Genomic DNA, 23,152 nt, shown 5'->3' on the forward strand with positions numbered 1-23,152 from the left:
CGCAAGGGTGGGGCGACTCAAAAAACCACGGGACGGCCCGCCAAAGGGTCTGGACGAGTCGTCAAAGGCACCGGGTGCGCCGATTCGGGAGCCGCGGTCCGGCGCAACCAAACTGTGGGTAAAAACCGCTAGGTGGATTCAGCTTGCCAGGCGGGTGCGCTAGCAGCGCCCGCTTCGCGAAAAGCGCTTCGAAAAAATGCATCGGGCATATCCTCGAACGCAAGAATCGACGAAAAAGGCCCCCGCCATTTCTGACGGAGGCCCCTTGCCGGAAAGACCGGCGAATGCGGCGCGAAGCCTTATTCCATTTCGTCGGCGCGTTCGTTGAGCGCGTCGGCACGTTCGTCGCCGATGTCGTCGATTTCCTCGGCGCGGGCGTTGAGGGCATCTTCCTGCGCATCGGTCGGCGCTTCGTCGGCGCGTTCTTCCATCGCTGCGGCCTGATCATCGCCGTAATCTTCGACCGCGTCGGCACGCTCTTCGAGCATGTCGCCACGCTCTTCGACGGCGTCATCCTGGCCACACGCACTCAGCGCGAGGGCGGCGACCGGCAGGGCGGCGAAAAATGCGAACTTCTTCATGACGTCTGTCCTTGCTGTTGCTTCCGCCCCGGTGGGCGGCACACCCCACCAATGGCTCAGCGCCCCGATTCAGCCATAATTAGCAATTGTTATGCCGATGGAAAATGGGATCAGGCCGGTATTGCGCCGCGACAGGCCTGCTTGGCGCGGTAGAGATCGCGGTCGGCGGCATCGAAGGCGCTGTTCGAATCGCGGTGGCCCTGCGCTCCGCCCAGCCGCGCCAGCCCGAAGGAGAAGCCCAGCGGCCGATCGTCGATCAGGGCGGCGGGCTGCTGGTGCAGCGCATCGCGAATCCGCACGAGCACCTGCCCCGCCGCATCGGGGTCGAGATCCGCAAAGTAGATGACGAACTCGTCTCCCCCCCAGCGGGCGGCGGTGTCAGCCTCGCGGGTATGCGCGCGAATTCCGCCGGCAATCGCGCGCAGCGCGCGGTCGCCCGCAGCATGGCCCAGAGTGTCGTTCACTTGCTTGAACCGGTCGCAGTCGAGCACCGCGATCGTTCCGCTGCCTCCGCTGGCGAGCACCGCCTGGAGACTTTCGTTGAGCCCGCGCCGGTTGCGCAGCCCGGTCAGCGGATCACTGCCGGCAAGACTGCGGACCTTCTCCACCCGCTCGCGCGTCGCCTGCGCGGCAAGCTCCACCGCGGCGAGCAGCTGGCCCGCCATGTCGGGGCCGCCTTCCGGAATGCGCTCCACCATCTCGCCGCGCTGCACCCGGCGCAGCTGTTCGGTCGCGATCCCGATCGGCTTGAGCAGACCGGCCATGCCCAGAATTGCCGCGCCGGTGCCCAGCACCGTGGCAAGCAGGATCGGCCAGAAAACCGCCCAGCTCCACGTACCCAGCCAGGCCATCGTGCCGGCAAAGGCGAGGATCGGCAGGTGGACCGAAACGAAGCACAACAAGAAGATGCGCAGGATGTAGTGGCGGGGAAACACCCGCCGGGTGGCACAATAGAACCGCACCGAAAATGGCCTCCGTGATGGAACGAGGCCTCCCGTCCGGGGAGCGGGCTATCAGGGAAAGGGTTAACGATTTCTCACCCCGGCCTGTCCGCCGACGGGGACGGGCTCAACGCGGTAGCAGCACGGTATCGCGGGCAATGCTGTCCGTCTGCGGATGGTCGAGAGTGAAGTGCAGCCCCCGGCTTTCCTTGCGTTCGAGCGCGCAGCGCACGATCAGCTCGGCCGCCTGGACGAGGTTGCGCAGCTCGATCAGATCGGTCGTGACCCGGAAGCTGCCGTAGTAATCGTCGATCTCGCTCTGGAGCAGGCGGATGCGGTTCGCCGCCCGTTCGAGCCGCTTGGTCGTGCGCACGATGCCGACATAGTTCCACATGAAGCGGCGGATCTCGGTCCAGTTCTGCTTGATGACGACGGCCTCGTCCGAATCGGTCACCCGGCTCGCGTCCCACGGGCGGATTTCCGGCGGCGCGTCGAGCTCGTCCCACATCGACAGGATGTCGCGCGCCGCCGCCTCGCCGAAGACGAAGCATTCGAGCAGGCTGTTGGAGGCGAGGCGGTTGGCCCCGTGCAGTCCGCTCTCGATACATTCGCCAGCCGCCCACAGGCCGGGCAGATCGGTGCGCGCATACAGGTCCACCAGCACCCCGCCGCAGGTATAGTGCTGCGCGGGCACCACCGGGATCGGTCCGGTGGTCATGTCGATGCCGAGGCCGAGCAGCTTCTCGTGGATCGTGGGGAAATGCTCCTTCACGAATTCGGGCGGCTGGTGGCTGATGTCGAGATGGACGTAGTCGAGCCCGAAGCGCTTGATCTCGGCGTCGATCGCGCGTGCCACGACATCGCGCGGCGCCAGCTCCAGCCGTTCGGGATCGTAGAATTCCATGAACCGCTTGCCCGTGCGCGGGTTGTAGAGCCGCCCGCCCTCGCCCCGCACCGCTTCGGTAATGAGGAAGTTCTTGACCTCCAGATTATAGAGGCAGGTCGGGTGGAACTGCATCATTTCCATGTTGGCGACCCGCGCGCCCCCGCGCCACGCCATCGCGATGCCATCGCCGGTCGCGCCGCGCGGCGCGGTCGAGAACAGGTAGCAGCGCCCTGCCCCGCCCGCGGCGAGCACGGTCGCGCGCGCCACATGCGCCTCGACCTCGCCGGTTTCCTCGTTGAGCGCATAGGCACCCCACACCTGGCCTGCGCCCGAATAGCGCAGCTCGTGCCGCCCGGTGATCAGGTCGACGCAGGTGCGGCCCGGCAGCAGGGTGATGTTGGGGTTTTCCTCCGCCGCCTTGAGCAGCGCGGACTGCACCGCCCAGCCCGTCGCATCGTTCACATGCACGATCCGGCGATGCGAGTGCCCGCCCTCGCGGGTCAGGTGCAGCGCGCCGCTTTCCTTGTTGAAAGGCACCCCCAGCTCGATCAGCCGGTCGATCGCATGCGGCGCGCGTTCGATCACGAATTCGACCGTCTCGCGATCATTGAGCCCCGCGCCAGCGACCATCGTATCGCGGATATGATCTTCGAAGGTGTCGCCCGCGTCGAGCACGGCGGCGATCCCGCCCTGCGCCCACGCCGTGCTGCCGCCGGTGAGCGAGCCCTTGGCGAGCACCAGCACCTTCTTCTCTTCGGCAAGGGCCAGCGCCGCGGTGAGGCCAGCCGCGCCCGAGCCGATCACGAGGACATCATGTTGCGCGCTTTGCTGTGTCATATCTGATGCAGCTATGACGGCTTTTGTCATTGGACAAGCGAGAAGGGATTGGGTTGGGCGAAGATAAACCGACAGCAGCAGGGATCGCATCAATGTCCAGCAAGCCTTTCGCCGCACTCTTCGCGGGCCTCGCCATCGCCGTATCGCCGGCAGCCGCGCAGGAGCCCGCCCCGAAGGTATTCCTCCAGTTTGCCGACGGGGCGCAATCCGCAAAGGTCGAGCGGACGGGCACCACCTGTTCGATGCTGTTCATGAACGCGGCGGACAAGACCGCGGTCACGGTGCTGATCGGCCGCACGAGTGTGACCAGCCAGCTGTACCTTCTGACGACGGCCGATGTCGGGACCGATCGCGAGGAGTTCGACTTCCGGCGCCTGACGACCGAGGGGATCGTCACCGATCGCAAGGCCTTCATCAAGAAGGAACAGGGGCCGGGCATCTTCGAATACGCCTCATCCCTCAACGCGCTGCAGCTCGATTTCGATGATATTCAGAAGACCGGCGGTTTTCTGCTGACCAGGCCGAACGACGAAAGCGCGGCCGTGCTCGTCAAGTTCAACGGTGTCGAGCGCGACCGGACCATCGCGGCGATGGGCGAATGCCTCGCCAGCCTGCCCTCGCACTGGTCGCTGGACGGCTAGGCCCGCGGCGCGAGCATTTTTCGCTTGATCGCACCGGGTTCGCGGTGTGCAAACACCCATGGACCCGGAAAAGCGAAAGCAGTTGGAAGAACGGCGCGCAGCGCTGAAGGCAAACCCGCAACCACCCAGCGTGAACGGGACCATCATCCCGCGCCTGATGGAACGCGGCGTTCCGCACGAGCCGCGCTTCGACGGGATCTGGACACCCCCTCACATCCGCATCGCGGGCAATGGCGTGTGGTGGCCCGATTGCCCCGAGCCTGCCGATAGCGACCACTGCTGGCTCAATGACGCGGACGACCCCGATGGCAGCCGGACCGCGCAAAAGCGCATCGATGTGATCGGCGCGATGATCGGCCGCGCGACCGACCCCGGCACAATGATCCGCTTCGGTTACGATACCGGCCTGGAGACCGACGTGGCGCTGATGGCAAGCGATGGAATCGCCCATCTCGACGTGCTGCTCGATTTCGGCTGGACGATCTGGATCACGGGTTATCCCGAGAACTGGCTGATCGAGCTGGATGGCGAACATATCGCGCGACTCGCCCTGCCGCCCGGCTCGTCGCGCTAGGAGCAGCCCCAGCGCGATCGGGAAGTGGTCACGCGGCCTGCGCGGAACCTGAGCCGGTGCCTGAGACGCCGCTGGAAGGAGGAGGAGTCGGCGCGGGAGGTCCGGCCCATGCGATGCCCGCATCGATACAGGTCCGGTTCCGGCCATTATGCTTCGCCGCATAGAGGCGCCGGTCGGCCAGCTTGATACACGCATCGGTGACGCCGCCCGTCTCGCTCGGCATCGCGATACCCGCGCTGAACCGCAGCCGGTAGCCGGGGGCGAAATCGAACTCCTCCAGCGCGGCCTCGCTACGGACCCGTTCGATGATGTCGAGCGCATCCTTCAGCCCGGTCGCGGGCAGGATGACGAGGAATTCCTCCCCACCCCAGCGCCCGACGATGTCGGTCGGACGGACGCATCGCTCGACCACCCGGGCGAACTGGCTCAGCACCTGGTCGCCCGCGTCGTGACCGAAGGTGTCGTTGCACGATTTGAAATGGTCGATGTCGAGCAGCGCGAACGAGGCACGCGGGTGCGGGGCATCCGGTCCGGGCAAGGCCGCGCCTACCCGCTCCAGCGTCGCGCGGCGATTGGCGAGTCCCGTCAGCGGGTCGGTCATCGCAAGGCGGCGGAAGCGGCGGCGGTGCCGCAGGAGGAAGAAGATCAGCGTGCCGAGCAGGAGCAGCGTGGTGGTCGAGCCCGCGATCACCGCGATCGCGAGCCGCAGGCGCGTGCTGCTCGCCCGCTCTTCCTCGGCGAGGAGATTCTGCAACTCGCGGGTCTGGAAGCGCGCCTGAAGGGCAGCCGCTCCACTTTGCATGTCGGCGTTGTGGAAGGTTTTGGCGGCCTCGTTCGCCTCGCGCATCTGTTCGTAAGCCTGCGCGTTGCGTCCAAGCGCGAAAAGAGCCTGCGCCCGGGTCTCCAGCGCCATGACCCAGTCGTCGGAAGCGTTCTCCTGCTTGCCCTTCGCGATCATGGGATCGAGGATCGCAAGAGCCCTGCCCGGATTGCCGCGCTCGACAAACAGTTTCGCCATCAGCGCGGTGGCTGGCAGGGCCATCGCCTCGTCCGGTTTGCCCAGGCCCTGATAGGCACGCTCGCATTCGGGTGCCGCATCGGCGATCTTGCCCCCTTCGGACGCAGCCTGACACACGCCGAGCAACGCGTAATCGACAGCATACTGGTTGCCGTAGCTGCGGGCCTGCTTTGCCGACTCCCTGAAATCGGCAACGGCATCGGTCCATTCCCCGTCCTTGAGCTTGGTATATCCGCGCACGAGCAGCTCGTTCGCGGCGAGATCGCTCATCCCCAGCTTCAGCTGGATGGCGAGCGCTTCGGAGTGCAGCTGTTTCGCATAGTCGAAATCGTGACTGTTGGAGACCAGATAGGCGAGCGCCGAAGCCGCCTCCGCGCGCGCGGGCGAGGACTTGTCGTCGGCGCTGTTGAGATAGGCCTGCGAGGCGAACGTGAAGGCTTCGCGCGGTTTTTCCTGAAAGCTGTAGTTGAAGGCCAGATCGACCGCGCGGCAGGTCTTCGCGCTGCTTCCGTCCGGCAAAGAGCGATAGCCGCGCAGGAGCGAGGACATCGCGCGCCGTTTTGCAGCCTCGTCCGGCAGATCATAATAGGCGTTCATCTGCAGCAGGATATTGGCCGGTGCCCGCTCCGAGAGCTTGCTCGCCGCGCTGCGCGCCTTTTTCAGCGCAGGCGCGGAATCCAGACCGCCCATATTCAGCGCCTTTGCCTGGACGATGTACAATTCGGCCAGCCGGCGCTTGTCCAGCGGATCGGTATCCGCGATTTCCTGCGCAATGCTGTCGAGCGCCGCGAGCGGGTTGCGACCGACCTCGATTTCGAGCCGGGAAATGACCGGGTCGGCGCTTCCCACGCAGGCGCTGGCCTGTCCGGCGCAAACGGCGCATGTCAGCGCAATCAGGAAAAAGGCCTGACGCAGCCATGCGGGCCGCAGGTGATACAAAGGTGGCAAATGTGCCATGCAGCCGTTCTAACGGCTGGTGATTGACCAATAGTTATCGCGCCGTGCACCAGTTTGCGGGCAAACCGGCGCAAAGTCAGCTTGTTACCCCGCGCCGGTCAGCTGGACGAACACGTCCTCCAGATCGGGTTCGAGGGTCGAGACATCCTGGATCGCGTAGCCGTGGCCCTGCACGATGGTCAGCACCTGGCCCGCGGTCATCCTGTCGCGGTCGTAAGTGACCTCCAGCGTGCGCGGCGCGGTGACTTCGGACCGGGTGAAGGCCGGATCCATCAGAGCGCCCGCCAGCGGCTTGTCGACCTCCAGCCGGATGATCTTCTCGCGCGCCATGCTGACAAGCTCGCGGGTCGGCTTGTTGGCGATCAGCTCGCCATGGTTGATGATCGCGATCCGGTCGCACAGCTGCTCGGCCTCTTCGAGGTAGTGCGTGGTGAGGACCACGGTGACGCCTTCCCTGTTCAGCTGCGTCACCAGTTCCCACAGCTGACGGCGCAGTTCGACATCCACGCCCGCGGTCGGCTCGTCCAGCACCAGGATCGGCGGGGAATGGACCATCGCCTTAGCAATCAGCAGGCGGCGCTTCATGCCCCCCGACAGCGTGCGGGCGTAGGCATCGCGCTTGTCCCACAGGTGGACCGCCTTCAGCAGTTCCTCGCTGCGCCGCTCGGACTTGGGGATGCCGTAGAAGCCACCCTGATTCTCCAGCACCTCGAACGGGGTGAAGAACGGGTCGAACACGATTTCCTGCGGCACGATGCCGATCGCGCGCTTGGCATTGCGCGGGTTCTTCGCCGTATCGAAGCCCCAGATCTGCGCGCTGCCGCTGGTCCGCGTGACCAGCCCGGCAAGGATGTTGATCAGCGTGGACTTGCCCGCGCCATTGGGGCCCAGCAGGCCGAAGATGCCGCCCTGCGGCACATCGAAGCTGACGCCCTTGAGCGCCAGCTTGCCCTCGCTCTCACCCTTGGCGGGGGCATAGCGTTTGGTCAGGTTGTCGATCGAAATTGCAGGCCGGTTTTCCATGCCGCCGCCCTAAAATGCATCGCCCCGCTTGGCCACCGCTTTGCGCGCGTCCTGTTGCGCACATGCTCTTGCCGTGCGGCAAGCACGAAGATATGCGCGTGCCTATGTCGATCATGCCGCCCCCGCCCGAGATCTCCAAGGTGACCACCCGCCGCGTCTGGTGCGATGGCGCGACCGACATTCGCACGGGCGAGAACTACAAGCCCGCAGCCCTCGGCCATCCGAAGATCTATCTCGAAATCGACGAGCACGGCTATGTCGATTGCGGCTATTGCGACCGGCGTTTCGTGCTCGAAGGCGGGCCTGCCGACGGTGTCGACCAGGCCAGCTTGCGCGATATTTCCGAAGGCGCGGACCCGGGGCACCCCTAGGGCCCCATCCCCAAATATCGGCAGAGCGACCCCGGGGGCAGGCCCGCCGGGAGCATCGGCGATTCTCAGGCGTTGTTCAGACTGGGTGCGCTATCACGCTCGCCTCAGAGGGACGATTTTTGCCGAGGATATCGCCATGACCAATCGTTTTCGTTTCGCCATCCCCATGCTTGCCGCGCTTGCCGTCGCCAGCACCCCCGCGCTCGCCGAAAGGCAGACGGGAGAGGAAAAACTCGCCAAGATGCTCGAAGGTCGCGAGGCAGGTCAGCCGCAGAAATGCATCATGGCCCGCCCGGTACGCAGCACGAAGATCATCGACGGTACCGCGATCGTCTACGATGCCGGCGGCACGCTCTACGTCAATTACACCCAGAATCCCGAGGATCTGGACGATGATGACTATCTGGTCGTACGCCGCCAGGGCATCAACCTGTGCCGCAGCGACATCGTGACCACGCGCACCCCGGCCGGTAATTTCTATTCCGGCAACGTCTTTCTGACCGATTTCATCCCCTACAAGCGGGTCGAGCGCGGCAGCTAAACCGCCCTATTATTTCTCAAACCAAAAGGCCGTCCGGAGCAATCCGGGCGGCCTTTTTCGTGTGAGCGGCAGATATGCGTCTAGCCTGCCCGCGCACGCCCGGTTCCGCAAAGTGCCTGCGCCGGACACTCACCGCACGCCATGCTGGCGGGGCGACAGAAGGCACGGCCGATCTCCTTCATCAGCAGATGATGCTCGTCGTAATCGGCGGCGCTCCATTCGGACGGCATCGCGGGCATGATCGCGGCGTAGGCGCGCGCGGTATCGGCCTTTTGCGGGACCAAACCCATCCGCTGGAGCACCCGGCGGTGGTGCGAATCGAGCACCAGAGCCTTGCGGTCGAGCGTGGAGGTATTGACCACCCCTGCCGCGATCTTGCGCCCCACGCCGGGCAGCTGCTCCAGCCACACCATCGCCGCGTCGGTCTCCATCGGTTCGAGATGCGACAGGTCCACCGCCCCGCGCCGCGCGACGAGATCGGTAAGGCACGCTTTCAGCCGCTCGCCCGCAACATTGGGGTAGGTCTGGGTGGCGAGCTGCGCCTGCAAGGCTTCGAGCGGCGCATCGGCCACAGCCTCCCACGACCCGTATTCGGCCAGCAGCCGGTCGGTCGCCGCATTGGAGGTTTCCGAGCGCGTGCGCGCGCCGATCACGCCCTGCACCAGCACCCATTCGGGCGCGCGCCTCTCCCTCGGCGCACGCTCGATCCGCCCGAACCGCTGGATCAGCCGCGGCTGAAGCTGGCGTAGCGTTTCGGTCCGCGGATCATCGCCAAGGGGAAGCTGCATCGCCCCGGCATAGGCTGGCGCTCGCAAGGACCGCAAGCGGCCTGGCAGATGATGGTCAGCCGCCCAGACCCGTCTTGGCGACGATCTTGCGGCCGACGAACCACGAGATCGGAACCGCGAGAACGAAGCCCGCCGCCGAGGCGACCGCAATCGGCTGCCACCCGGCCTGCATATCCATCGACAGGACGGCGATAACGGCGATGCCCATGAGAGTGGTCGCTACGATCGGTAAAAGGATCAGCGTTATTCGAAACATCAAACGGCTCCCGCATTGATGGCGATTGTGCCTCAATACAGCGGGCCTGCCGCAAGATCATTGACGCCGATCAAATCCGCGCGAGTCTTCGAGACGCGTCAGATGTCGATCGCAATCTTGCCGAAGTGCTTCTGATCCTGCTCGTGACGGAAGGCATCGGCCAGATCGGCAAGCGCAAAGCGGTCCGAGATCACCGGCTCGATCCCCGTAGCCTCGATCGCGGCGATCATGCGCAGCTGCATCGCGCGGCTGCCCACGGTCAGGCCCTGCAACCGCCCCATCTTGCGCATCAGTGCGGCGGTTTCGACCTCGCCCTTCTGTCCGGTGAGCACCCCAATGAGGTGGATGTGCCCGCCCGGGCGGATCGCCTTGATCGCCTGATTGACCGTGCCCGGGCCGCCGACCTCGACCACGTGATCGACACCTCCCGACCAGTCGAACGCCTCGTCGCCCCAGTCGTCATTGCTCTTGTAGTTGATCGTATGATCGGCACCCAGCTCGCGCGCCCTCGCCAGCTTATCGTCCGAGCTGGAGGTAATGATCACCCTCGCGCCCGCAGCCTTGGCGATCCGCAGCGCGAAGATCGAGACGCCGCCGGTGCCCTCCAGCAGCACGGTCTGCCCGGCCTGAAGATTGCCGTCCTCCATCAGCGCGCGCCACGCGGTCAGCCCGGCGCAGGGCAGGCATGCGGCCTGTGCGAAGTCGAGATTGGCGGGCATCCGCGTGAAGGCATGCGCGGGTTTCACCACGGTCTCGCAGGCAAACCCGTCGATCCCGTCGCCGGGCGTGGTCTCGAAACTGCCCATGGGTGGACGCCCATCCTGCCACTCGGGGAAGAAGACCGACATCACCCGGTCGCCGACCGCGAACTCCTCGACACCCGCGCCGACGGCCTCGACCTCGCCCGCTCCGTCGGAGAGCGGAATGCGCCCGTCGTCGGTGGGGATCATCCCCGCGACGACCGCATAATCGTGAAAGTTGAGCGAGGAAGCGTGCAGCTTCACCCGCACCTCGCCGGGGCCGGGTTCGCCCGGAGCGTCGATGTCGACGACTTCGAGCGAGTCGAGACTGGCAGGATTGCGGACTTTGACGGCTTTCATATCGGGCTCCAGTGTCTGGAAAGAACTTGCGTAGTGGGGCGAGGCTTCGCGCTCTCAGGCCGGGACCGGCAGCGGATCGGTGACGCGGTCGAGCGTAGGATAATCGACATACCCCTCGGCCCCGCCGCCGTAGAACGTGTCTTCGTTGGCCTCTTCGTATGGGCCGCCCGCTGCGATGCGGGCGGGCAGATCGGGGTTGGCGATGAACAGCCGGCCGAAAGCGATCGCGTCTGCATGGCCGTCGGCGACCCATTGCGCGGCTTCCTCGGTCGAGAATTCGCCATTGGCGACGAACACGCCGTCGAACCGCTTGCGCATGTCCTTCACGATCGCGTTGCCCTCGTCCGATCCGCCGCTGCCGGTATGGCCGTTGGGGCGCACGACGTGCAGGTACGCGAGCCCGCGCCCGGCGAGCTTGGCTGCCGCTTCCGGGTAGGTTTCCTCCGGCTTGGCATCGGACGAACCGCCCGGCCCGCCCATCGGCGACAAACGCACGCCGACGCGGCCTGCGGGCAAGACCTCGGTCACCGCGGCGACCACCTCGTCCAGCAGGCGCAGCCGGTTGTCGAGGCTCCCGCCATACTCGTCCTCGCGCCGGTTGGTGCTGCTGCGCAAGAACTGGTCGATCAGGTATCCGTTCGCCGCGTGCACCTCCACACCGTCGAACCCGGCGCGGGCCGCGCAGCGCGCAGCGTGGCGGTAATCGTCGAGCAGGCGCGGGATCTCGTTGAGGTCAAGCGCGCGCGCCTCGGGGAACGGCACGGTCGGCCCTTCACTCAGCCTGTCGCCGACGAAGGCCTCGCCCTCGGGCGTCCATACGCTGGCCGAAACGGGCGCGCCGCCATCGGGCTGGAACACCTGGTGGCTGATCGCGCCGACATGCCACAGCTGGCAGAAAATCCGCCCGCCGACGTTGTGCACAGCGTCGGTCACCAGCTTCCAGCTTTCGACCTGGTCGTCGGTGAAGATCCCCGGCGTCCAGGCATAGCCCTGCCCTTCGTGGCTGATCTGCGTGGCTTCGGAAACGATCAGGCCCGCGCCCGCGCGCTGCGCGTAGTAGAGCGCGTGGAGCGGGGTCTGCTCGCAGTCGCCCGCGGTCGAGCGGCTGCGGGTGAGCGGGGCCATCCACACCCTGTTGGGCGTGGTGATATCCGCCATGTCGAGCGGGTCGAGCAGCGGTGCGTGGGTATTGGTCATGGAAAGCTCCGGCAAAGATATGCGCCGCGCAAAACCACGCGGCCATTTGCCGATCACAACGCGGGCGCGAAGCGGAGCGTTCCGTTTCTTTTGCAGTGCAGCGCCGGGCTACTCCCGGCTGTCGACGATCTTCACGCCAAGTTCGCCCAGCGCGCCGACCAGCATCAGGAACGACCCGATGATGAACAGCCAGACGCCCAGCGTCTGATGCGATTCGAATGCAGGCAGGAAGAGGATGCTGCCGACGAAGAACAGCACGTTACCCAGCAGGCCGAGCGAGGTGTGGATCCAGCCGAAATCCTTGACGATCAGGCGGATCATATCTCTCATCGGTGCCTCCCGCTTGCTCCCATTGGCCGCTTGCTCCCATCGGATCGTGCCCCGGCAATGTCGGCGCACCGGGCTTGTTCCAGGCCGATCCTCCCGCTTCAGGCCGGGCCGAGAATCTCCGCCCGGCACGAGTCGCGGGAACTGCCATCCCGAACGGCAAAGCGGACCGTGCCGGAGGGCCCCTGCATCGCGACCACGCAACCCGGCAGGGTCAGCGCCATCGGATCGAGCGCCTGCCCCCGAACCACATAGCGCGCCAGATCGCTGTCGAAATGCCCGCCGATGCGCCGCGCCATCGCCGCCTGGATCCGCGCATCGGTCAACTCCTGCCCCGTATTCCCGTAGATCAGATCGGCAATGACCGCCTCGAGAGAGGACCCGCGTGCGCGGGCAAGCATGTCCCAGTGCCAGGCCAGCAGCGCGCCGCGCTGATAGGGCAGGCGCTGGGCTTCTTCGCTTTCGAAGATGCGCTCCGCCAGCTGGCCCGCAGGCAGCTCCCTCACGGGTGAGGAGAGGTACTCGTTCGCCAGATCGGACATGCCGGCGAGAAAGTCCTGCGTGTCGATCAGTCCCGCGGCGAGTTGCAGCTTCCACGCGAAATACTCGGTCGCGCCTTCGGTGAACCACATCCGCTGCGGGTCGGTTGCCTCGTCGGTGGGCCCCATCCGGCGGGTGATCCATTCGTGCACGATCTCGTGCGCGATCGTGTGGCGTAGCCGCTCGGCGTCGGCGTTCTCGCTCGCCAGCAACAGGAAGCTGCGGTGCAGGCCGGTGCCCACGACCGCCGAGCCCTGCGGCGGCGCGGGGATCGGGTTCACGGCGAACAGGTAGGATGCGAAGGGCGCGTCGGCGAACCGCTGCGCCCCCTGCTCGAGCATTCCGGCCAGCACGCCAGACATCGCGTCCGCGTCCATCGCGAAGGAACCGCGAATGGCGCTGCGGACCGTGGTGTTGCCCGCCTGCCTGATATCGAAGGCGAAGTCGCCGAGCGCGAGCACCGAATTCGCCAGATCCTCGAGCGCACAGCCGGTCGCGCAATCGCCGGGCGCAAAGCTGAAGGCCGCGCGCTGCGGGAGCGATTGCAGGTCGAGCGTCAGCGGCACCCCACCCTGCGACCATGTGGGAAGGACAGTCTTGCCGAGGAGGAAGGCGTGGTTCTGTGCGGTCCGGACGCGCATTCCGGGCAGCCGGTGGGTCTCCCAGTCGGGCTCCCCGCCGTAATCCTGCGCCACCGTATAGGTGATCCACCCACCGCCGGGGGCGACGCGGTAGGCCTCCCCCTCACCCGGGAGCCGTTCCAGCCCGCGAGTCGCGAGGTTCCCGCGCAGTTGCGACAGGTTTTCTTCCGGTCCCCAGGACTCGGGAAAGGACAGCACCGATCCCGCCGCGGATGCAGGCAGGTCGAGCCTTACCGTGATCGCCTCGAACCGGCCCGGCTGCACGGTGCCAAGCGAAAGCACGCCGAGCTGCGCGGCGGCGCGGTCATCTCTATCGGGCTGGGGAGGAAGGGAAGCACATCCGGCAAGCGCCAGAATGCCAAGAGCTGCCACCATCGCGCGAACCATCGTCGTACCCCCCGATACACCCGACTATTCCCATTCGATCGTGCCGGGCGGCTTGCTCGTATAGTCGTAGACCACCCGGTTGATCCCGCGCACCTCGTTGACGATGCGCGTCGCCACGCGGCCAAGGAACGCGCCATCGAAGGGGTAGACGTCCGCCGTCATCCCGTCGGTGCTGGTCACCGCGCGCAGGGCGCACACGCTGTCGTAGGTGCGCCCGTCGCCCATCACGCCGACCGTCTTCACTGGCAGCAGCACCGCGAAGGCCTGCCAGATCGCGTCGTAGAGGCCTGCGTTGCGGATCTCTTCGAGATAGATCGCGTCCGCCTTGCGCAGGATGTCGCAGCGTTCCTTGGTCACTTCGCCCGGGATGCGGATCGCGAGGCCGGGTCCGGGGAACGGGTGGCGGCCGACGAACATGTCGGGCAGGCCCAGCTCACGGCCCAGATCGCGGACCTCGTCCTTGAACAGCTCGCGCAGCGGCTCGACCAGCTGCATGTTCATCCGCTCGGGCAGGCCGCCGACATTGTGGTGGCTCTTGATCGTCACCGAAGGCCCGCCGGTGAAGGAGACAGACTCGATCACATCGGGATAGAGCGTGCCCTGCGCGAGGAAGTCCGCGCCGCCGATCCTGTTCGCCTCTTCCTCGAAGACGTTGATGAACTCGCCGCCGATGAACTTGCGCTTCTTCTCGGGGTCGGTCTCGCCTGCCAAACCCGCCATGAAGCGTTCCTCGGCATCCACCACCACCAGCGGGATGTTGTAGTGGTCGCGGAACATCGTCTCGACCTGTTCACGCTCGCCCTGCCGCAGCAGGCCGTGATCAACGAAGACGCAGGTCAGCTGTTCGCCGATCGCTTCGTGGATCAGGATCGCGGCGACCGAGGAATCGACCCCGCCGCTGAGGCCACAAATGACCTTCGCATCGCCCACCTGCTCGCGAATTTCGGCGATCTTGGTCGCGCGGTATTCGGCCATCGTCCAGTCGCCCGACAGGCCGCAGACATGGCGCGCGAAATTGGCGAGCAGCTTTGCGCCATCCGGCGTGTGGAACACCTCGGGGTGGAACTGCGTGCCGTAATAGCGGCGCTCGTCATCGGCGATCAGCGCAAAGGGCGCCCCGTCGCTGGTCGCCACGATGCGGAAGCCGTCAGCGAACTGCGTCACCTTGTCGCCGTGGCTCATCCACACCTGATGCCGCTCGCCAACCTCCCACAGGCCTTCGAACAGCACGCAAGGCTCGGTCACGGTCAGGAAGGCGCGACCGAACTCGCCGCCCTCGCCGGTTTCGTGACCCGGCTTCACCTCGCCGCCCAGCTGAGTGGTCATCACCTGCTGGCCGTAACAGATGCCCAGAATCGGCAGGCCCGAGTCGAACAGCACCTGCGGCGCGCGCGGGGAGCCTTCGTCGCACACGCTGGCGGGCGATCCGGATAGGATGATGCCCTTGGGCTTCATCCGTTCGAACGCCTCTGCGGCCTGGGTGAAAGGTGCGATCTCGGAATATACGCCCGCTTCCCGCACGCGGCGCGCGATCAGCTGGGTCACCTGGCTGCCGAAATCGACGATAAGGATGGAATCGGGGAGATGGTCTGGCTGCATGGCCGCGCGGTAAGTGCTGCCCCGCCGCCTGTCCAGCGGGTGCCGTAGCGGTGCAGGTGAGGCTTTATACCGCGAGTTGCATCGGATCGAACCTGACGCCCTCCTCCCAAATTTCCGAAAGCCTGGCGCAAAAGCAATATTGATGCCCATACCGGGCCCGAAAATGACCTGAAGCCAGCCCATAGAGTTGGTTGCAAAAAACTGCACTGCCCTGCGTGTTTTCTCACTTTCATAAAGCAGGGCGTAAGATTATTTCCCTTCTCGAGCCGGCGGTGGATCGACCTCTCCCCCCCTAAGATCCCCGTCGGCCAATTTTTCCTCCAGGCTGATGCGCCCCAAGCGGGCCTGCGTTGCCGGAGGGCGGTCCCTCCCTCTCCAAGGGGACCTCAAGGCCCGCGTGCTCCTCAGGGCGCGCGGGCCTTTTCGCGTGTGCGCTCGACATTGCGAAACGCGAGAGGCAGGGTTCCGCGCGGGAATGGAACAGGGGAGAAACGCAATGTCCAAGCCGCTTCTTGCAGGCGTGCCCGCCCTGCTGTTCGCCAGCGCGGCGCTGGCGCAGCCGGCCGGCGATACGCGCCCGGTGATGGTGATTCTCGCGCATCCGGACGACGAGCTGCCGATGGCCCCCGCGCTCTCCGCCCTCGCCCGCGCCGAAGCCGACGTGCGGCTGGTCTATGCGACCAGTGGCGATGCCGGGCCGGGCGTGTCGGATTTGGAACCGGGCGAAGCGCTTGCTGCCGCGCGCGAGGATGAAGTGCGCTGCTCCACCAAGGCGCTGGGCCTCGGTGCGCCGATGATGCTCGGCTATGGCGACGGAAAGCTGGCGGACGAGGCGCGCGGCACTCCCGATGGCGATGGGCTGATCGCCCGGCTCGCCAGCGAAATTGCGGCGGCCGGTCCCGAGACGATCATCACCTGGGGTCCGGACGGCGGATATGGCCATGCCGACCACCGGCTGGTCAGCGCGTTTACCAGCCAGCTGGTCGAGGCGATGCCCACAGACGAGCGCCCGGCGCTGCTCTATTTCGGCATCCGGGCGGATCGGCAGGCACCGGTCGCGGAACTGGCCAACTGGGCGAAGACCGACCCCGCGCTGCTCAGCGTGCGAATCGGCTATGACGAGACCGACCTGGCCGCTGCCGCCGCCGCAACCCAGTGCCACGCGACCCAGTTCGACGCCGCGAGTCGCGCCATGCTCGCCCCGGTGTTCGATCAGGCAATCTGGCAGGGCGCGGTCGATTTCCGCCCCGCCTTCGCTTCGGGAGGCGGCTCCGCGGACTGAGCGCGCGTCAGCCGGTCAACACTCCACCACGTTGACCGCGAGCCCGCCCTGGCTGGTTTCCTTGTACTTGTTGCTCATGTCGAGCCCGGTCTGGCGCATCGTCTCGATCACCTGATCCAGCGTGACGAGGCTTTCCGCCCCCGTCCGGTGCAGCGCGAGGCGCGCGGCGTTGACCGCCTTGACCGCGCCGATCGCGTTGCGCTCGATACACGGCACCTGGACCAGCCCGCCAACCGGATCGCAGGTGAGGCCGAGGTTGTGCTCCATCCCGATTTCCGCCGCGCTGGCGACCTGATGCGGGGTCGCGCCCCATAGTGCGGCGAGGCCACCAGCGGCCATCGAGCACGCCACGCCGACCTCGCCCTGACAGCCCATCTCCGCGCCCGAGATGCTCGCCCGCTGCTTGTACAGCAGGCCGACCGCACCTGCGGTGAGCAGGAACAGCCGTCGCTTCTCCGCACAGTCGGCATCATCGGCGGTCTTGCAATAGAAGCGGATCACCGCCGGGATGATTCCCGCCGCGCCATTGGTCGGCGCGGTCACCACGCGGCCTCCGGCGGCGTTTTCCTCGTTCACCGCCATCGCGTAGCAGTTGAGCCAGTCGAACAGCTGCTCCCGCTCGTTGGAGAGGGGATTGCCGGAAAGCTTGTCCCACAGATCGGGCGCGCGGCGCTGGACCTTGAGCCCGCCTGGCAGCACACCGCGCTGGGTGAGCCCGCGATCGATGCACCCGTCCATCGCCTGTGCAATCCGGTCGAGCCCGGCGACAGTTTGCTCGCGCGGGCGCATCGCGTCTTCATTGGCGAGGATCAGCTCGGCGACGGACAGGCCGTGCGCATCGCACAGCGCGAGCAGCTCCTGCGCCGAGCCGAACGGGTGCGGCACCTTCGCGCCCGCCTTCACCTGATCGTCCTTCGGCGGCTTCTTGAGCTGCGCCTGCGAGGCGACGAAACCGCCGCCGGTGGAGAAATAGGTGCCCTCTCGCAGCAGCTTTCCACCCGCGTCGTAGGCGCGCAGGACCATGCCGTTGGGATGCAGATCGGGGATGATCTGCCCGGCCAGATCAATATCGGCCTGCGGATCGAACGCGATTTCGCGCTGATCGCCCAGCCGCAGCCGCTTGTCCTCGCGAATGCTCGCCAGCGTGCGCGCCGCCTCGTCCGGATCGGTCCGTTCGGGCCGGAAGCCCGCAAGGCCAAGAATGGTCGCATCGACCGTGCCGTGCCCGATCCCGGTCAGCGCGAGCGATCCCTGCAGCTCGACCGCCACCCGCTTTACCTGCGGCAATTCGCCTGCTTTTTCGAGGGCACGGACGAAGCGCCGGGCGATCCGCATGGGGCCGACCGTGTGCGAGGAGGACGGGCCGATCCCGATCCGGAAGATGTCGAGTATAGAAAGCATGGCCCATGCGATGGTGAAGCCGGTGGGCAAGGTCAATGCCGATCCCGGCCGCGTGCCCGCCGTGCCCGAACACACGCCAAATCCGGCAGCACAGGGCCCGCATTGCGATTAGTGGCCAGCGCGGTTCGACACCCCGTGGAAAAGCCCGCGTTTTCGCCATGTTTCGTTTGGGTTTCAGCCCTCGTATGCCTATATTCGCCCAATGGACGAGAACACGAAGAATGGCCGGAATACCGGCGAATATGGTGCGGATTCGATCAAGGTGCTCAAGGGCCTCGACGCGGTCCGCAAACGCCCCGGCATGTATATCGGCGATACCGACGATGGTTCGGGCCTGCACCACATGGTGTTCGAGGTGTCAGACAACGCCATCGACGAAGCGCTGGCGGGCCATTGCGACCTCGTCCTGATCGAGCTCAATCCCGACGGCAGCGTCGCGGTCGAAGATAATGGCCGCGGCATTCCGGTGGACATGCACAAGGGCGAAGGCGTCTCCGCCGCCGAGGTCATCATGACCCAGCTGCACGCGGGCGGTAAGTTCGAGAACACCAGCGACGACAATGCCTACAAGGTCTCGGGCGGCCTCCACGGCGTGGGCGTCTCGGTGGTCAACGCGCTGTCCGAATGGCTCGAACTGGTCATCTGGCGCGACGGCAAGGAGCACTGGATGCGCTTCGAACATGGCGATGCGGTCGCCAGCCTCGAAGTGCGCGGTGATGCGCCGCCCGTGGACTCCAACGGCGACGAGAACGGCTTGAAGAAAGGCACGCGCGTCACCTTCAAGGCCAGCGAAGACACGTTCAAGAACGTCACCGAGTTCGATTTCGAGAAGCTCGAGCATCGCTACCGCGAACTCGCCTTCCTCAACTCGGGCGTGCACATCAAGCTGCGCGACCGCCGGGGCGAAGATGTACAGGAGCACGACCTGTTCTACGAGGGCGGGATCGCGGCCTTCGTCAACTATCTCGACCGCAACAAGGATGCGCTGATCCCCGAGCCTATCTCCGTCTCGGCGGAGAAGGACGGGATCGGCATCGACGTCGCGCTCGAATGGAACGATTCCTATTACGAGAACGTGCTCGCCTTCACCAACAACATCCCGCAGCGCGACGGCGGCACGCACCTTGCCGCCTTCCGCACCGCGCTGACCCGCACGCTCAACAACTATGCCGCCGCATCGGGCCTGCTCAAGAAGGAGAAGGTCTCTCTCAGCGGTGAAGACATGCGCGAAGGGCTGACCGCGATCGTTTCGGTCAAGCTGCCCGACCCCAAGTTCTCCTCGCAGACCAAGGACAAGCTGGTCAGCTCCGAAGTCCGCTCGCCGCTGGAAAGCCTGATGGGCGACAAGATGACCGAGTGGCTGGAGGAAAACCCCAACCACGCCAAGGCCATCGTCCAGAAGGTCGTCGATGCCGCCGCCGCACGCGAGGCCGCACGGCGTGCGCGCGAAATGAGCCGTAAAGGTGCCATGAGCGTCGCGTCGCTGCCGGGCAAGCTGGCCGATTGCCAGGAACGCGACCCAAGCAAGTGCGAACTCTTCCTGGTCGAGGGTGACTCGGCCGGCGGTTCGGCCAAGCAAGGCCGCGACCGCAAGACGCAGGCGATCCTGCCGCTGAAGGGCAAGATCCTGAATGTCGAGCGCGCGCGGTTCGACCGGATCATCTCGTCCAAGGAAGTCGGCACGCTGATCCAGGCGATGGGCACCGGCATCCGCGACGATTTCAACCTCGAGAAGCTGCGCTACCACAAGATCGTCATCATGACCGACGCCGACGTGGACGGTGCGCATATCCGCACGCTGCTGCTGACCTTCTTCCACCGCCAGCTGCCAGAGATCGTCAAGAACGGCCATCTCTTCATCGCGCAGCCGCCGCTCTACAAGGTCGCGCGCGGCCGCAGCGAGGTCTACCTGAAGGACGAGCGCGCGCTCGACCGCTATCTGGTCGCCGAAGGGTTGCAGGACCGCGTGCTCGACAGCGCGACCGGCGTGCGCGCCGGGGCTGATCTGTCCGCGCTGGTCGATCATGCACTGCGGATGCGCAACCTGCTCGCCTACGCGCCGCGCAAGTACGACACCGCGATCGTCGAAACGCTCGCGATGGCGGGCGCGTTCGATCCGGAAAACCTCGCGGCGGGTGACGCGCTCGACCGCGCGGCAGCACGCCTCCAGATGGGCGACACCGAAGCAAAGTGGAGCGGCGAGCGTTCGCCCGATGGCGGAATCATGCTCAGCCGCCTGTGGCGCGGAGTGACCGACACGCACCTGATCGAGGAGAAATTCCTCGAAAGTGCCGAGGCGCGCAAGCTGCACAAGGTCGCGGCGGAAAATCTCGACGCCTACGAAAGCGCTGCGAAGCTGGTGAAGCCGAGCGCGGTGGAGGATGCTCCCGAGCCCGACAGCGAGGATGACGGCGGCACGCCGGATCGCTCCGCTACCGTAGGCCAAGGCACGATCATTCGCCCGACCCAGCTGTTCGACGCGGTGATCGCGGCGGGGCGCAAGGGCCTGTCCGTGCAGCGCTACAAGGGTCTTGGCGAGATGAACGCGGAACAGCTGTGGGAAACCACGCTCGACCCGGACAACCGCGCGCTGTTGCAGGTGAAGATCGAGGATGCCGACGTGACCGACGAGATCTTCAGCCGCCTGATGGGCGACGTGGTCGAAACCCGGCGCGAGTTCATTCAGGACAATGCGCTGAACGTCGCCAATCTCGATATCTGACCAGCGTCAGACATCGGCTTCGCTTGGGGCCCTGAACGTCGCTAATCTCGATATCTGACCTGCGTCAGGCGGGTGCGCCCTCGCGCGCGCCCGCCAGCAGGCCCCAGCCGCGCTGCTGCGGACGCACGCCGTTGAGCAGCCAAAGCGCCAGGGGACTGCGGCGGACCAGCCGGTGCGCGGCATAGGGCAGCGCGAAAGCGCCCAGGCAGATCGCGATCCACGCCAGCAGTGGCGAAACCGCGGCGGTGATGCACACAATCGCCAACCCGACCACCACCGGGTGGTGCAGCAGGTAGATCGTGAAAGAGGCGTCGACCATCCGGTCGACCCGCGCCGAAGGCTTGCTGAACAGGCGCAGCAAGAGTGCGAGGATGGTCTGCACGAGGCACACCGACGACAGCCCGTCGAACAGGATGTCGAGCGCCATCCCGACCGTCGAGCGATCCTCCCACAGGCCGACATGCAGCACCAGCGCGAGCAGCCCGATGAACGCCACCGCCGGATCGAACCGAGCGAAGCGATTCCACAGCGCGGGCGACCGCCGCATCGCGACACCCAGCGCAAAGAACGGCAGGAAGATCGCCAGCGATCGCAGATCCAGATATCCGCCTGCAAAGCTCAGATCGCTGTGCAGCACGTGCTCGGCGACGACCAGACCCAGCTCGTACACCGCCAGCCCCGCCGCCAGTGCGATCACCGGCGGGGCCGCAAAGGCTCTTGCGCGGGCGACCAGCGGCCACACCGCCGCGAGCAGCGCGCACAGGATGAGCAGAGTGGGCAGGAACCACAGGTGCGCCAGCGGATGGGCCGCTGCAGCGGGGTCGACGATGTCGCGCGGCGCATATCGCAGGATCGCGGCCTGCAGCGGCAGGATGATCGCCATCCCGGTCAACAGCGGCACGCCCAGACGCTCGGCCCGGCCCTTGAGCCACGCGCCGCGAGAGCGTCGCTCCAGCAGCATAGCGGCGAAGAACCCGGCGATCAGGAAGAACCCGGGCATGCGGAAATCGCTCAGCAGCGGGGGGATGATGGCGAGCATGGGGTCGCGCGATCCGCTCATCACCAGCCAGTGCCCGCCTGCGAAGGCAAGGCTCGCATGGAAGGGAATGCCCAGCAGCATGAACAGCGCACGCGCGGCGTCGAGGTGGTGGTAGCGCTGCGCGCCGGAGGGCGACCCGGGGTCCATGGATCGCCGTTGCACCCGGCCCGGCGCAATGTCGCGCGCGCGAAATGCACCGTCTCCGGATAGGACGATGCGCGCGCCAATTCCTACCGCCCCCGCTCGACATGCGCGCGGGGAAAGTCCACGGCGCTGGTCCATGGATCATGATGCAATCATCCTCGGCGGTGGTGCCGCCGGGCTGTTCTGCGCGAGCGTCGCAGGCCAGCGCGGGCGGCGCGTGCTGGTGCTCGAAAAAGCCGACGCGGTGGGGAAGAAGATCCTCATCTCGGGCGGCGGACGGTGCAACTTCACCAATCTGGGCGCGGGGCCGGAGAATTACCTCTCCGCCAACCGCCATTTCGCCAAGTCTGCGCTGGCCCGCTACACCCCGCGCGATTTCCTCGATCTGGTCGAGCGGCACGGGATTGCGTGGCACGAAAAGACGCTCGGCCAGCTGTTCTGCGACGGGTCGGCGCGGCAGATCGTCGACCTGCTGCTGGCCGAGTGCGAAAAGGGCGGTGTCGAAATCCGCACCGGGCAGGAAATCGGCAGGATCGCGCGCGACGAGGCAGGCTTCTCGGTCGAGGCGAACGGCGAAACCCACCGCGCGCCTACGCTGGTCATTGCCACGGGCGGCCCGTCGATCCCGAAGATGGGCGCGACCGGCTTTGCCTATGATCTCGCCCGCCAGTTCGGCCTCAAGGTGGTCGAGCCGCGCCCCGCCCTCGTCCCGCTGACACTCGGCGGAGAAGACGTGCTGTTCCGCGAGCTTTCGGGCGTCTCCGCCCCGGTCGAGGCCACCGCCGGCCAGGGGAAAACGGCTGCGAAATTCCGCGAGGCCGCGCTGCTGACGCACAAGGGCCTCTCCGGCCCCGCGATCCTGCAGGCGAGTTCCTACTGGCGACACGGCGAGGTGCTGCGGATCGATTTCCTGCCCGATCTCACCCCCGGCTGGCTGAGCGAGCGCAAGGCGAAGACCCCGCAGGCGAGCATGGCACAGGTCCTGCGCGAGCATCTGCCCGAGAGACTCGCGGTCACGCTGGCAGATCGTCTCAGCCTGTCCGGCCCGCTCCAGGGGCTCTCCGACAAGGCACTGGTTCAGGCGGAGGAGCGGCTGCGCGGCTGGCAATTCCACCCCAACGGCACAGAAGGCTTCGCCAAGGCCGAGGTGACCGCAGGCGGCATCTCCACCGCCGAGCTTTCCTCGCAGACGATGGAGGCCAAGAAGGTCCCCGGCCTGTTCGCGATCGGCGAGGCGGTGGATGTGACGGGGTGGCTGGGTGGCTATAATTTCCAGTGGGCCTGGGCGAGTGGGCAGGCCTGCGGCGAGGCGCTGTAGCGGAGCGTTCCGTCCCCGCGCGGCCCATCGCGCGCCAACTG

The 23,152-nt window shown here is 66.3% G+C and carries 21 protein-coding genes; 7 read left to right on the forward strand and 14 right to left on the reverse strand.

Features of this window, described 5'->3' with window-relative positions; genetic code table 11:
- Positions 1-299 precede the first annotated feature (299 nt).
- The 3 genes from VO57_000235 to nadB all read right to left on the reverse strand — a co-directional run bounded on the left by VO57_000235 (position 300) and on the right by nadB (position 3,245).
- Positions 300-581 (reverse strand): hypothetical protein, encoded by a 282-nt coding sequence (locus tag VO57_000235; protein ID XBL69800.1) that lies wholly within the window; start codon positions 579-581, stop codon positions 300-302.
- 110 nt (positions 582-691) lie between these two features.
- On the reverse strand, positions 692-1,516 hold the full coding sequence (locus VO57_000240) for a GGDEF domain-containing protein (GenBank protein XBL69801.1): 825 nt from the start codon (positions 1,514-1,516) through the stop codon (positions 692-694).
- A gap of 133 nt (positions 1,517-1,649) precedes the next feature.
- Complete coding sequence (nadB, locus tag VO57_000245; GenBank protein ID XBL69802.1) at positions 1,650-3,245, reverse strand: L-aspartate oxidase; 1,596 nt, start codon at positions 3,243-3,245, stop codon at positions 1,650-1,652.
- Between the two features lie 92 nt (positions 3,246-3,337).
- On the opposite strand from nadB, the gene VO57_000250 reads away from it, so the two are divergent.
- Complete coding sequence (locus tag VO57_000250; protein ID XBL69803.1) at positions 3,338-3,886, forward strand: hypothetical protein; 549 nt, start codon at positions 3,338-3,340, stop codon at positions 3,884-3,886.
- Between the two features lie 58 nt (positions 3,887-3,944).
- The gene (locus tag VO57_000255; protein ID XBL69804.1) at positions 3,945-4,460 is read left to right on the forward strand and encodes a hypothetical protein; all 516 of its coding nucleotides are present in this window, start codon (positions 3,945-3,947) and stop codon (positions 4,458-4,460) included.
- A gap of 28 nt (positions 4,461-4,488) precedes the next feature.
- On the opposite strand, the gene VO57_000260 is transcribed toward VO57_000255, so the two are convergent.
- Both VO57_000260 and VO57_000265 read right to left on the reverse strand, forming a co-directional pair.
- Positions 4,489-6,435 (reverse strand): diguanylate cyclase, encoded by a 1,947-nt coding sequence (locus VO57_000260; GenBank protein XBL69805.1) that lies wholly within the window; start codon positions 6,433-6,435, stop codon positions 4,489-4,491.
- Between the two features lie 84 nt (positions 6,436-6,519).
- Positions 6,520-7,458, reverse strand: a complete 939-nt coding sequence (locus VO57_000265) for an ABC transporter ATP-binding protein (GenBank protein XBL69806.1) — start codon at positions 7,456-7,458, stop codon at positions 6,520-6,522.
- Positions 7,459-7,571: 113 nt separating this feature from the next.
- Here VO57_000265 and VO57_000270 point away from each other — a divergent pair, with 113 nt between their 5' ends.
- Positions 7,572-7,829 carry a zinc-finger domain-containing protein gene (locus VO57_000270; GenBank protein XBL71365.1) on the forward strand — a complete coding sequence of 86 codons (258 nt, stop codon included), beginning with the start codon at positions 7,572-7,574 and terminating at the stop codon, positions 7,827-7,829.
- Positions 7,830-7,965: 136 nt separating this feature from the next.
- A complete protein-coding gene (locus VO57_000275) occupies positions 7,966-8,370 on the forward strand; it encodes a hypothetical protein (protein ID XBL69807.1) in 405 nt (134 codons plus the stop codon).
- An 80-nt stretch (positions 8,371-8,450) separates the two neighbouring features.
- Here VO57_000275 and VO57_000280 read toward each other — a convergent pair whose 3' ends face one another.
- The 7 genes from VO57_000280 to guaA all read right to left on the reverse strand — a co-directional run bounded on the left by VO57_000280 (position 8,451) and on the right by guaA (position 15,205).
- Positions 8,451-9,158, reverse strand: coding sequence for an endonuclease III (locus tag VO57_000280; GenBank protein XBL69808.1), 708 nt, complete (start codon positions 9,156-9,158; stop codon positions 8,451-8,453).
- Between the two features lie 55 nt (positions 9,159-9,213).
- Positions 9,214-9,366, reverse strand: coding sequence for a hypothetical protein (locus tag VO57_000285; protein XBL69809.1), 153 nt, complete (start codon positions 9,364-9,366; stop codon positions 9,214-9,216).
- A gap of 146 nt (positions 9,367-9,512) precedes the next feature.
- Entirely contained in the window at positions 9,513-10,514 is a 1,002-nt protein-coding gene (locus VO57_000290; protein XBL69810.1) for an NAD(P)-dependent alcohol dehydrogenase, read from the reverse strand.
- A gap of 54 nt (positions 10,515-10,568) precedes the next feature.
- Positions 10,569-11,711, reverse strand: coding sequence for an alkene reductase (locus VO57_000295; GenBank protein ID XBL69811.1), 1,143 nt, complete (start codon positions 11,709-11,711; stop codon positions 10,569-10,571).
- A 108-nt stretch (positions 11,712-11,819) separates the two neighbouring features.
- On the reverse strand, positions 11,820-12,041 hold the full coding sequence (locus tag VO57_000300) for a YrhK family protein (protein XBL69812.1): 222 nt from the start codon (positions 12,039-12,041) through the stop codon (positions 11,820-11,822).
- 98 nt (positions 12,042-12,139) lie between these two features.
- Positions 12,140-13,606 carry a hypothetical protein gene (locus VO57_000305; GenBank protein XBL69813.1) on the reverse strand — a complete coding sequence of 489 codons (1,467 nt, stop codon included), beginning with the start codon at positions 13,604-13,606 and terminating at the stop codon, positions 12,140-12,142.
- A 24-nt stretch (positions 13,607-13,630) separates the two neighbouring features.
- Positions 13,631-15,205: a glutamine-hydrolyzing GMP synthase gene (guaA, locus tag VO57_000310; GenBank protein ID XBL69814.1), complete on the reverse strand. Its 1,575-nt coding sequence runs from the start codon at positions 15,203-15,205 to the stop codon at positions 13,631-13,633.
- Positions 15,206-15,701: 496 nt separating this feature from the next.
- Between guaA and VO57_000315 the strand changes: the two genes are divergently transcribed.
- The gene (locus VO57_000315; GenBank protein ID XBL69815.1) at positions 15,702-16,487 is read left to right on the forward strand and encodes a PIG-L family deacetylase; all 786 of its coding nucleotides are present in this window, start codon (positions 15,702-15,704) and stop codon (positions 16,485-16,487) included.
- A gap of 15 nt (positions 16,488-16,502) precedes the next feature.
- On the opposite strand, the gene VO57_000320 is transcribed toward VO57_000315, so the two are convergent.
- Positions 16,503-17,888 carry an L-serine ammonia-lyase gene (locus VO57_000320; GenBank protein XBL69816.1) on the reverse strand — a complete coding sequence of 462 codons (1,386 nt, stop codon included), beginning with the start codon at positions 17,886-17,888 and terminating at the stop codon, positions 16,503-16,505.
- 202 nt (positions 17,889-18,090) lie between these two features.
- On the opposite strand from VO57_000320, the gene gyrB reads away from it, so the two are divergent.
- Entirely contained in the window at positions 18,091-20,610 is a 2,520-nt protein-coding gene (gene gyrB / locus VO57_000325; GenBank protein XBL69817.1) for a DNA topoisomerase (ATP-hydrolyzing) subunit B, read from the forward strand.
- Between the two features lie 64 nt (positions 20,611-20,674).
- Here gyrB and VO57_000330 read toward each other — a convergent pair whose 3' ends face one another.
- Positions 20,675-21,796 (reverse strand): acyltransferase family protein, encoded by a 1,122-nt coding sequence (locus VO57_000330; protein ID XBL69818.1) that lies wholly within the window; start codon positions 21,794-21,796, stop codon positions 20,675-20,677.
- 133 nt (positions 21,797-21,929) lie between these two features.
- On the opposite strand from VO57_000330, the gene VO57_000335 reads away from it, so the two are divergent.
- Positions 21,930-23,111 carry an NAD(P)/FAD-dependent oxidoreductase gene (locus VO57_000335; GenBank protein XBL69819.1) on the forward strand — a complete coding sequence of 394 codons (1,182 nt, stop codon included), beginning with the start codon at positions 21,930-21,932 and terminating at the stop codon, positions 23,109-23,111.
- Positions 23,112-23,152 lie beyond the last annotated feature (41 nt).

This window comes from Citromicrobium bathyomarinum (assembly GCA_001306305.2).
GTDB lineage: Bacteria > Pseudomonadota > Alphaproteobacteria > Sphingomonadales > Sphingomonadaceae > Alteriqipengyuania > Alteriqipengyuania bathyomarina.